Annotated in this window: 6 protein-coding genes; 5 read left to right on the plus strand and 1 reads right to left on the minus strand. The window is 62.4% G+C overall.

Annotation, left to right across the window (positions count from 1 at the left end):
* Positions 1 to 20 precede the first annotated feature (20 nt).
* A complete protein-coding gene (locus CXQ93_RS00850) occupies positions 21 to 1,046 on the plus strand; it encodes an MFS transporter (RefSeq protein ID WP_258068504.1) in 1,026 nt (341 codons plus the stop codon).
* Entirely contained in the window at positions 1,043 to 3,940 is a 2,898-nt protein-coding gene (locus CXQ93_RS20835) for a DUF2804 family protein (RefSeq protein ID WP_219817307.1), read from the plus strand. Before CXQ93_RS00850 ends, CXQ93_RS20835 begins: the two co-directional genes overlap by 4 nt.
* Positions 3,941 to 4,067: 127 nt before the next feature.
* Here the strand turns inward: CXQ93_RS20835 and CXQ93_RS00865 are convergent, their stop codons facing one another.
* Complete coding sequence (locus CXQ93_RS00865; RefSeq protein WP_373418239.1) at positions 4,068 to 6,047, minus strand: APC family permease; 1,980 nt, start codon at positions 6,045 to 6,047, stop codon at positions 4,068 to 4,070.
* 516 nt (positions 6,048 to 6,563) lie between these two features.
* Between CXQ93_RS00865 and speB the strand changes: the two genes are divergently transcribed.
* The 3 genes from speB (at position 6,564) to CXQ93_RS00885 (ending at position 11,376) form a co-directional block, all read left to right on the plus strand.
* Positions 6,564 to 7,664 (plus strand): agmatinase, encoded by a 1,101-nt coding sequence (gene speB, locus CXQ93_RS00875; protein WP_104108607.1) that lies wholly within the window; start codon positions 6,564 to 6,566, stop codon positions 7,662 to 7,664.
* Entirely contained in the window at positions 7,661 to 9,406 is a 1,746-nt protein-coding gene (locus CXQ93_RS00880; protein ID WP_104108608.1) for a thiamine pyrophosphate-binding protein, read from the plus strand. The genes speB and CXQ93_RS00880 overlap by 4 nt, the downstream gene beginning before the upstream one ends.
* Positions 9,407 to 9,528: 122 nt before the next feature.
* Positions 9,529 to 11,376, plus strand: coding sequence for an HSP90 family protein (locus CXQ93_RS00885; RefSeq protein WP_104108609.1), 1,848 nt, complete (start codon positions 9,529 to 9,531; stop codon positions 11,374 to 11,376).
* Positions 11,377 to 11,435 lie beyond the last annotated feature (59 nt).

Genomic DNA, 11,435 nt, shown 5'->3' on the forward strand with positions numbered 1-11,435 from the left:
CTGCACTGAAGGGGACAGCCTTGTCAGAGATCACGCCCACGACGGCCGCAGCAGATGCGCTCACTGCGCACGCGGGAGAGGGGCCGGACGCGCACGCGATCATGTCGTTCTTCGGCTCCGGCGCGAACGACGCCGCCTTCAACGCCTGGGTCACCGAATCCACCGCACACTCCAACAGGGGCAGGGTGGAAGGGGTCCTGGCCATCCTTCCGCTACTCTCGATGCTGGTCATTTTTGGTCTGTTGGACGGGCTGACGCAGCAGGGACACTGGAAGCTGTCCTTTGGCATCATTGGCGCCGTGACGGCCCTGATTGGCGTGGCTGCGTGGTTCATGGTGCGTGATTCCCCGGCCATGGCGGTCAGCGGTGACAGCTACCTGCGGTCAATCATTCACGGCCTGGGCCCCTCGGTGATGCGGGCCAATCCCCGCCTCTACTGGGCGCTAACCGCCTGGCTCGTGGTGGGCACGTGCACTCAAGTGTTCCTGCCGTACCTGATCATTTACATTCAGCGCTACCTGAGGATCGACGGCTACGCGATCATCTTGGCAGTGGTTCTAGTGTCGGCGGCCGTCCTGAGTATTCTCGGCGGCCGCGTCATTGACAGGATTGGCAAGCTGATCTCCGTGATGCCTGCCGCCGCTATTTTGGTGGCAGGTCTGGTGGGCATGTTCTTCGCCCGCGGCATGGGCCCGGTCATGGTGGCTGGCACGGTCATGATGGCTGGTTTCATGCTGACGACGGCGGCCATCTCCGGTTTGGTGCGTGACTACACGCCACTGGATCGGGTGGGCAACGTCCAGGGCCTGCGGATGATTTTCGCCATTATGGTGCCCATGGTGGTGGGCCCCTTTGTGGGTGCCGCCGTCATTGCAGGGGCTGCGGAAACTTATGTTGATCTGGGCGTAATGAAGTCAGTTCCCACACCGTGGATCTTCCTGGCCGCTGCTGTGATTGCCGTGTTCACCATCATTCCGGTGCTGCGGCTGCGCCACAGCGCGGTGCCCGAGGGCTCCGAGGCGGGCGGCACGGCGGCTGGCGCATGAACGAGTACCTGCGCAGGGAGCGCAAGGATGGCGCGCGCCCGGATCGTTTCACCGTCTGGGGCGAAGCCTTGGACCCGGAAGCAGTCCTGCAGGAATACCCGCGCCCGCAATTGGTGCGCGATAGCTACCTCAACCTCAATGGCCTGTGGCAGTACGCCATCTCGGCCCAGCCCGGAGTAGCGCCCGGTGCGCACACCAGTGCAGCGTCCACTACAGCGCCCGGCGATGTCGCCGACGGTCAGATCCTGGTGCCGTTCTCTCCGGAAACCCCGCTGTCCGGGGTGGGGCGTCAGCTGCAACCGGGGGAGGAACTGAAGTATTGGCGCAGCTTCACCATGCCGGAGGGCTTTGTGCAGGATAAAGTCCTGCTGCACTTTGGCGCCGTTGATCAGCGCTGCCATGTTCGGGTCAACGGCGTTGAGGTGGGCGGCCACGTGGGCGGCTTCCTGCCCTTCACGCTCGACATTACCGACGCATTGCGCCGTGGCGAGCACGGCTGGGCCGGGCCGCACGCGCTGGAGGTAGCTGTCCAGGACGACAGCGATACTTCCTATCATTCACGCGGCAAGCAAAAGCTCAAGCGCGGCGGGATTTGGTACACGGCGCAATCGGGTATCTGGCAGACGGTGTGGCTGGAATCGCTCGCGGGAACCCATGTGGAGAAGCTGGTGATCGTCCCTGACCTGGCCGGATCCGCCGTCGAACTTACAGTGGTGGGTGCCAGCGGTACGGCCACCGTGGTGATTACGGACGACGTCGGTGAGCTCACCACTGTTGAGATGGACGCGAACGTGCCCACCCGCATTCCGTTGGCGCGGAGTCATCCGTGGTCGCCCGAGGACCCGTTTCTCTACGACGTTGCGGTGCGGCTGGGTGAGGACCAGGTGAGCAGCTATTTTGGGCTGCGGTCCTTTGGGATGGGTCCCGATGCGGACGGCCACCTGCGGTTGCTACTCAATGGCGAACCGTACTTTCACGCGGGGCTGCTGGATCAGGGCTACTGGTCGGACGGATTCCTCACGCCGCCCTCGGATGAAGCGCTGGTGTATGACATTGCCACGGCGAAACGGCTGGGATTCACCATGCTGCGCAAACACATCAAGATCGAACCGCTGGGCTGGTATTACCACTGTGACCGGTTGGGGATGCTGGTGTGGCAGGACATGGTGAGCGGCGGCACCGATTACAAGGCGCCCATCATCACGGCGCTGGCGTTGTTGCCGATCAGGCTCAAGGACAGTCATTACGAGAGATATGGACGGGCCTCGGCGCAGGGGCGGGCTGAGTTCATGGCGGAATTGCATCAAACTGTCGAGCTGCTGCGTAACGTGGCCTCGCTGGCGGTGTGGGTACCGTTCAACGAAGCGTGGGGCCAATTTGATGCGCTCGCAGTCACCGATGAACTGCGTCGGCTGGATCCCACCCGGACCATTGACCATGCCAGCGGGTGGCATGACCAAGGCGGCGGGGACCTGAAAAGTCTCCATGTGTATTTCACGCCCTTCACGCTGCGCAAGCGGTGGAAGAAGGATTCCCGGGCCGTGGCGCTAACGGAATATGGCGGGTACAGCTTGCGGATGGCCGGGCATGATTTCAGTGACCGCGAGTTTGGTTACCGAAGGTTTCGCAGCGCGGCCGATCTCGGTGCGGCGTTCGTCAGGCTCCATGAGCGCGAGATTGTGCCGGCCATCGCGAAGGGGCTCGCCGCCGTCGTCTATACCCAACTAAGCGATGTGGAAGATGAGCTTAACGGGCTTCTCAGCTACGACAGGCGCGTGTCCAAGCTGCACGATCACCTGGTGCAGGGTTTCACAGCGCAACTAGTTCTGAATCCGCCCGCCCCACTTTCACCTGATCCCGAAACGAGGAACGCCATGAGCGCAGGCATGCTGGTTGAAAACGAAATTACCTCCCGAGTCGCCTTGACCCTGCCCAACGGCAGACTGAATCCGGCAGCCATTGGCTGGAGCCGCACGCCACTGCATGACACCTCCGGGATTGGCCGCGGGATGCAACGATGGGGGCGAAACAAGCGCTGGGAGTACTGGGCGATCACCTCGCCGACCCACATTGTGTCCTTGACGGTGTCCTCGTTGGATTATGCCGCGGTGCATGAACTGTGGGTGCTTGACCGCGCCACAGGAGTTTCCATCGGTACCAATGTGACGGGCGTTCTCGGCGGCAGCGCCACGTTGCCGGCGTCGTTGGGGGATGGCTCCGCGCGGGCCAAGACAGGCAAGTTGCAGATCGACATTGCCGAGGTGCCCGGCGGGACGCGGCTGCGCGCTTCCACACCCCGGGTCCGCCTGGACATCATGGCCGCACGGCCTGCGGAGCACGAATCACTGGGTGTTGTGGTGCCCTGGAACAGCCGCCAATTCCAGTACACCGTCAAGGATGTGGCCCGCCCGGCCAGCGGCACGCTTTCAGTGGACGGGGTCATGGTTAGCCTGGAGGCGGGAGAATCGTGGGCCGTGCTAGACCATGGACGCGGCCGGTGGCCCTACTCGATGCACTGGAATTGGGGTGCTGGATCCGGGGTCACCGATGGACGAACCATTGGCATTCAGCTGGGCTCCAAGTGGACCGACGGCACCGGTGCCACCGAGAACGCGCTGCTGGTGGATGGCCGCTTGCACAAGATCGGCGAAAACTTGACCTGGGATTACAGCACCACCAACTGGCTGGCCCCGTGGCACATCCACGGCGCAACGGCGGATCTGGTGTTCACGCCGTTCTATGACAAGGTCTCCGCAATCAACTTGGGCGTGCTGGGCAACAACACGCACCAGTGCTTTGGCCACTACGACGGCGAAATCGCCGACAGCGACGGCAACCGCATCAAGGTGGTAGGCATTCTCGGCTGGGCCGAGGACGTGCACAACCGCTGGTAGTCCCCACGCCCTCCCTGACTTCGTGCCTCGGCCAGGGAACCCTCGGGCGCGTGGGCCCAACGCCACACCCTTAGCCGACGTGCCTCGGCCAGGGAACCCTCGGGCGCGTGGGCCCAACGCCACACCGTTAGCCGACGTGGACCCACGGGCGGTGCATGAGATCCGGCTCTGCCTCACGGAGAACTTCCCTGGTCACTGGCGCAATTTCACCCTCACCAATGAACAAGAACTTGAGCAAATTGGTGATGGGATTGCCCTCATTCCAGCGGAAGTAGATGTGCGGAATGAGGCCGGTGGTGTCGCGAACGTGCAGCAGCACAGCGGCAATGGTGTTGGGGACGTTTGAGGCATGAACCTGCAAGATGTTGAAGCCGTGCCGGGTGATGCCATGAATTTCCAAGGCCGTTTCAAAGTCCGAGGAATCATCCACGATGACTTCCAGGAACAAGACATCTTGCGGATTTCCCATTGCGTTGACGTAAGAGGCGTGGGCCAGTTTGCGCCGGTAGGCTGCGGCACTTTTGGTTTTGGGATCGTGGGAAATGATCCTGATGGTGTCCTTGTTGATGGATGCCACAAAGCTGATGGCTGCCTCGTCCATGCGAATGGAGGTGGCGCGTAGTTCAAAGGCCCGCCGCATGCGTGAGAGCAGGCTCACCACCACAATCCCCAGAATAAACAGGGCGGCAATTTTTAGTCCGTCGGGCCGCTCAATGGAATTGGCGACGGTGGTGTAAATGAAGGCGAGCGAGACTGCGCCGAAACCAATCGCCCGCTTTTTCTCACCCTTGCGTTTGGCTGAGAGGGTCACGGCGATCGCAGCCGAGGTGATGAGCACCAGCACCCCTGTCGCGTAGGCACCTCCCTGGGCATCGACGTCGGCCTTGAAAATGATGGTGATGAGAACTGCGACGGCGGTGAACACCAGAACCAGCGGTCGCACAGCTGCCGCCCATTCCGGGGCCATGCCAAAGCGGGGCAGGTAGCGGGGGACTAGGTTGAGCAGTCCGGCCATGGCGCTGGCACCGGCGAACCAGAGGATGGCAATGGTGCTCAGATCGTAGGCGGTACCGAAGCCCTCACCGAGGAGGTCGTGGGCCAGGAAGGCTAGTGCACGGCCATTGGCGTCGCCGCCGGGCTGAAATTCGGCCGCCGGAATTAAGATGGTGGTGGCCAGCGAGGACGTGATGAGGAAGGTGCTCATGATGAGTGCCGCCGTCGTCAGTAGCTTGTGAGCGCCCTTGATGCGGCTCTCCGGGTTCTCATGAGTATCGCTAGCGCGGCCCTTGATTTGTGGCATTACGGCCACACCGGTTTCGAAGCCGGAAAGGCCCAGAGCCAACCGGGGGAAAACGAGCAGGGCCACGGCAACAATCATGAAGGGGCTGCCGTGTTGGGTGGTCAAGGCGCCCCACCAATCGGCCGTCAGGAGGGGACTTTGCGTCACTTTTGCCAGCGCCACGGAGATGACTATCAAGTTCATGGCAAGGAAAACGGCCACCAAGACCACGGCAATGCTCATGGCCTCCTTGAATCCGCGCAAGAACACGGCAGCCAGTCCGGCGATCAGTATGAGGGTGATGCCGATGTTGTGACCCTGCAGAAAGGCGGGAGCGAACGGGTTTTCGATGATGTGAGCTGTGGCATCGGCGCTGGAGAGGGTAATGGTGATCATGAAGTCTGTGGCGGCAAAGCCCAGCAGTGCCAGGACAAACAGTTTTCCCCACCATCGCGGCAGGAGGCGTTCGAGCATGGCGATGGAACCGGCGCCGTGGGGGCTCTCCCTAGCAACCCGCTTGTAGACGGGAAGGGCACCGAGCAAGGTGACAAGCACCAGAACGATCGTGGCCAACGGTGCCAAAACGCCTGCAGCCAAGGCGGCGATGGCCGGCTGGTAGCCCAGTGTTGAAAAGTAATCCAGGCCCGTCAGGCACATGACCCGCCACCATGAGGCCGGATGGTGGTTTTCAGTTGGCCGGCCGTGAGGGCCCTGACGTTTACCGGAGCTTTCCGGCAATCCCTCGAGTAGCCAGGGTTTCAGGGCTGCTTTTCCCCGCGGTTTCCCTGGTGCCCCAGCCTTTGATGGAGCTACTGTTCGGGATCTCACATGCGGCCTTTCTGTTCTTGGCCGTCCACTGGCGGCTTATGGAGACTAGCACCGGCCCAAGCTGAAAGAACCCTGTCTTGACGAAATCTTTACGCACCCTCTTGTAGGAGCACCCGGGTGGCGAGTTGCCGTGGCCAGTAATTGCTGGATGGTGGACGGCTGTTCGGAATGCGGCCCCGGGGGTAGTTGTTGCGATTCGCCACCGGTGCACCGGCATCGAATCGCAACAACTACCCCCGGGGCCATAGAAATTGTCCTAAACGGCGGCGAATGGCAACAACGGCCCCGAGAAAGCGCGTGCGTCGCGTCCTTTTATCAGGCGGCGGGATCCACACGCAAAGGTGGGGTGGGCACCCGGGTGACGGGTCCGGCGTCGTGCATGGAAAGTATCCTTTATGAAACATTTGGTTCACATTGGTCAACAACAGTTGTACGATGGTGAACAACTGCCGGATGTGACGTAGATCTACTGTTGCGCTCGATGTGCTGAAAACTGTTATTGAGATGAGGACGACCATGAAAGAGATCCGTATCCAGGCCAACGGGAACCTAGGCCCGATCGATTCCGCCCAAATTCCGCGCTATGCCGGTGCTGCGACGTACGCGCGACTGCCTCGACTGGACCAGGTAGCCAAGGCCGATGTTGCCGTGGTGGGGGTCCCCTTCGACAGCGGAGTGTCTTACCGCCCGGGCGCCCGTTTCGGCGCCAATCACGTCCGCGAGGCATCCCGCCTGCTGCGTCCCTACAATCCGGCGTGGGATGTTTCCCCCTTCGAAAACTGCCAAGTTGCCGATGCTGGCGACATGGCCGTGAACCCCTTCAATATCAATGAAGCCATTGAAACCATCCAGCAAAACGCACTGGATCTGACCTCCGACGGCGCCAAACTCCTGACCATCGGTGGTGACCACACCATCTCCTTGCCGCTTCTGCGCGCCGCCGCAGAGCGAGCCGGTGAGCCCGTGGCCATGCTGCACTTTGATGCCCATCTGGATACCTGGGACACGTACTTTGGCGCCGAATACACGCACGGTACCCCGTTCCGCCGCGCCGTCGAGGAAGGCATTCTGGACACTGAGGCCATCTCGCATGTGGGCACCCGCGGCCCGCTGTACGGCAAGAAGGACCTTGACGACGATCACCGTTTTGGCTTCGGAATCGTTACGGCAGCAGATGTCTACTACCAAGGCGTTCTGGAAACTGTGGCCAAAATTCGGGATCGCATCGGCAAGCGCCCGCTTTACATTTCCGTGGACATCGACGTCCTGGACCCCGCCCACGCACCCGGCACCGGTACACCTGAAGCTGGCGGCATTACGAGCCGAGAACTCATTGAAATCATTCGTGGCTTCCGTGGCATGAACCTGGTGGGCGCTGACATCGTGGAAGTGGCACCGGCTTATGACCACGCCGAGATCACTGGCATCGCCGCCAGCCATGTGGGCTTTGAACTCGTCACCTTGATGGCTGACAACTTCCGTGAAGGCGACCGCTTCGGTACCCCCAACGGCTATGCTGCACAGGCCCTTGACGCAGAAGCGCGGCGTAGGCCGGCCGGGTTCCGTTCCCCAGCCGGCACCGAAAACACCACTAACCTCGAAGGCGGCAGCAAATGAATCCCCAGCAGCTCCCCAACCTCGTAAGCTCGGCTGGGGCCCCGCGCGTCAGTGAGCCCTCGGTCGGGGACCCCTCGCTGCCGGAGGCCCCTCCACAGCGCAACGGCGGAGACCTCGTCGTCGAAACTCTCACGGCCTTGGGCGCCAAGACGGTCTTCGGCATTCCCGGCCAGCACGCACTGGGTCTCTTCGATGCGCTTAGCCGATCGCCCCTGCATTTTGTTTCTTCACGTGTGGAAAACAACTCGGCCTTCGCTGCCGACGGCTACTCCCGTGCCACGGGAGAGGTGGGAGTGCTGTTCCTCTCCACCGGCCCCGGGGCGTTGACTGCTCTAGCAGGATTGCAGGAAGCATATGCCACCGGCGTGCCCATGATTGTTGTGGCCAGCCAGATTCCGTTGGAGGGACTGGGCGCCCGGCGCAAGGGAATGTTGCACCAGCTCGATGACCAGAAGGCGTCAGCAGCCAACGTCACTAAGAGCCAGCGGCTCATCCAGCATGCCTCCGGCATCCCTTCTGCCATTCAGGATGCCTGGACCGAAGCCGTATCCTCCCCTCAGGGGCCGGTGTGGGTGGAAGTGCCTCAAAACGTGTTGCTGGATCCCATCTTCGTGCCGGCTGTTGAGGATGCGTTGGCTGAACCGTTCGACAATCCGCCGCGCGTGGAGCTCGTCCGGGAAGCTGTGAAATGGCTGACCGCGGCCAAGCGGCCCGTCATTGTGGCCGGTGGCGGCACCCGCCGCGGCCGCGCCGAAAAGCAGCTGCTCTCCATCGCCGAAAAGCTCAACGCACCCGTGGTTTGCACCCCCGGCGGTAACGGTGCGTTCCCCTGGAACCACGAGCTGTCTCTGCAGTCGTGGATGGAGGACCGCTACGTCACGGAGGTGCTCGAAGACGCTGACGTGCTGGTGGTTATCGGTTCCTCGCTGGGAGAGGTGGCCAGCAATTACTTCACCATGGAGCCGCGCGGGCGCATCATCCAGATCGACGCCGAACCCCGGGTCTTGGAATCCAACCGCCCCGCGCTGGGTATCCGGGCCGATGCCGGACAGGCGCTCCGTGCTCTCGATGAGGTCCTTGACGCATCGCTGCGGGACGACGCCGATTGGCACGGAGCCACGCCGCAGGCCGTCGTGGCAGAAACCTTGGCGAAGGTGCAGGCGCGCCTGGACAGTCAGGATCTGGGACTGGAACGTAAATTTATGGCAGATATCCGGGACGCCGTCCCGGCGGACATGCAGACCTTCTGGGATATGACCATCTCCGCCTACTGGGGTTGGAGTTGCTGGGATGCCAAGGACGGCCAGTTCCACTCCGCTCAAGGTGCCGGTGGCCTTGGTTACGGCTTCCCGGCGGCGCTTGGCGCAGCGCTGGGTCTGCAAAGCCAAGGAAAGTCGCCGCGTGTTTTGGCTGTGGCCGGCGACGGTTCCTCCATGTACTCCATCTCCGAACTGGCTACCGCCCGCCAGCACAACGTACCCGTCACCTGGCTGATTGTGGACGACGGCGGCTACGGCATCCTGCGCGAATACATGGTGGACACCTTCGGTAAGGCCACCCACACCGAACTGGCGCGGCCGGACTTCGTGAAGCTTGCAGAGGCTTTCGGTGTGCCGGCGCAGCGGGTGGCACCCGAGGGTGTGGGGGACGCGCTCAAGGCGGCCTTCGCTGCCGACGGTCCCAACGTCGTCGTGGTTGAGACGCTTTTGAAGATGTTCGGGCCTACTCACCTAAACATTTAACGGGTCAGCCGCCATCCGCCGCGCACGTCCCCGCTTTCCGCGCATGCAGGTAGATGCGCGAAAAGCGGGAACATGCGCGGCGGCGCTGAGGGGTGTGGGTGGCGGCCGATAGAATGGTTCCCATGAGTTCCGCTGTGGGGTCCGCCGCCCGTCCGTTCCAAGTTGACCTGCACGGCGTTGTTGACCTGCTGAGCCGTCACATTTATTCCGGGCCGCAGGTCTATCTCCGTGAGCTGATCCAAAACGGGCGTGACGCCATAGTCGAACGCAGGAAATCCGGCGGCGCCGAGGCCGAGGGGAATGCTGGGCGGTGGGAGATTCGCATTTTCCCGTCGAGCCCGGACAATCCCGAGTTCCGCATTGATGATGACGGCGTGGGGCTGAATGCCGACGAAGTGGCGCAAATGCTGGCCACCGTGGGGCGCAGTTCCAAGCGCGACCTCTTTGACATGCCGCGTCAGGACCTGCTGGGCCAGTTCGGAATTGGCCTGCTCTCCTGTTTCATGGTGGCCGATGAAATTGTGGTGGTCTCCCGCAAAGCTGGCGAAAGCGCTGTGCGATGGGTTGGATCGGCGGCTGGTACGTTCAGCATAACCGTGCTGGACGGTGACGATCTGCCCGTGGGAACCAGCGTGAAACTGCGGCCCCGCGCCGATGACGCCGAGCTATGCGGCCGCAAAAAAGTCACGGAACTGGCTACTCGCTATGCCCAATACCTGCCCGTTCCCATCCTGATCGCTGACGGCACCGGCGGCTTCGACACCATCAATCAGCCGCCGGTTTTCGCCCTGGCTGGGGACGAGCGAACTGAGCACCGCAGCGCATTAATGGAGCTGGGAACTGCCCTGATAGGCGCCCGGCCGCTGGATGCCATTGAGCTGGGCAGCCCCGCCACCGGCACCCGCGGCACCGCCTTCATCCTCCCGTTCACCCCGCCGCCCTCGGCCCGGCCGGCGCACGCCGTCTACCTCGGCGGCATGTTGGTGGATGAGCGCAGTCAGGACTTGCTGCCGGAGTGGGCGTTTTTTGCGCGCTCCGTGGTGGATTCCACGGGACTGAAGCCCACGGCGTCCCGCGAATCTCTTGTTGCCGATGAAGCGCTGGAGGTGACCCGGACTGAGTTGGGGGCGGCGTTGCGTGCCTGGGTCATCCGCATGGGCGCCGGGAACCCGAACAAACTGGCTGAGTTTGTCGCCATCCATCACCTGGGCCTGAAGTCGCTTGTGGCGTACGACGACGAGCTTGCCTCCTTCTTGACCCGTTGGCTGAGCGTGGAAACCACTGCCGGACGAATGACCATTGAAGAGTTGGTGTCCCGGCAAAAGCACATCCGCTACACCGAATCGATCGAAGAGTTCGGCCAGATTGCCGCGATCGTGCCCACCGAATCGCCGGTAGTCAACGGTGGCTACGTGTATGACGCCGAGATCATTCGCCGCCTGCCCTTCCTTTTTGAGGGCACCAGCGTGGAAAAGGTAGCGCTGGCATCACTGCTGGATTCGCTCGCGGTCCCGGCATTGGCTCAGCGGGCGCCGGTGCTGGCCTTTGAACAGCGTGCCAGTGCGGTCCTGAAGTCCTTTGACGTTCAAGTGAGTGTGCGCAGCTTTGCCCCGGCAGATGTCTCCGCCCTCTATTTGGCCGACGATGCCGTGCTTCGCGGGCTGCAGCGCAGCGCCGCTCGACGGGTGTCCAACTCGCTGTGGAACGGGGTGTTGGCCAAGGCAGAAAAGTCGCGGGAGGCCGCCGTCGAACTTAATAGCCAGATGGCCAAGGCCACGTTGTGCGCCAATTGGGACAACCCGCTGATCCGCACGCTGGCACAAAGCCCCGATGAGGCCGTGTTCAACCGAACCATGAAACTGCTCTACGTGCAGGCCATGCTCGCCGCCCACCTGCCACTCGGCGCTGCCCAGCGCAGTCTGCTCACCGAATCGCTCAGCGATCTGGTGCAACTGAGCGTGAACCACTAAATTATCCGCCCCGCACAGCTTGCACGGGCGCCGCAGCAGGCCAGAAGCCCGGCCAAGTC

The sequence above is a fragment of the Arthrobacter sp. N199823 genome, assembly GCF_002929705.1.
GTDB lineage: Bacteria > Actinomycetota > Actinomycetes > Actinomycetales > Micrococcaceae > Specibacter.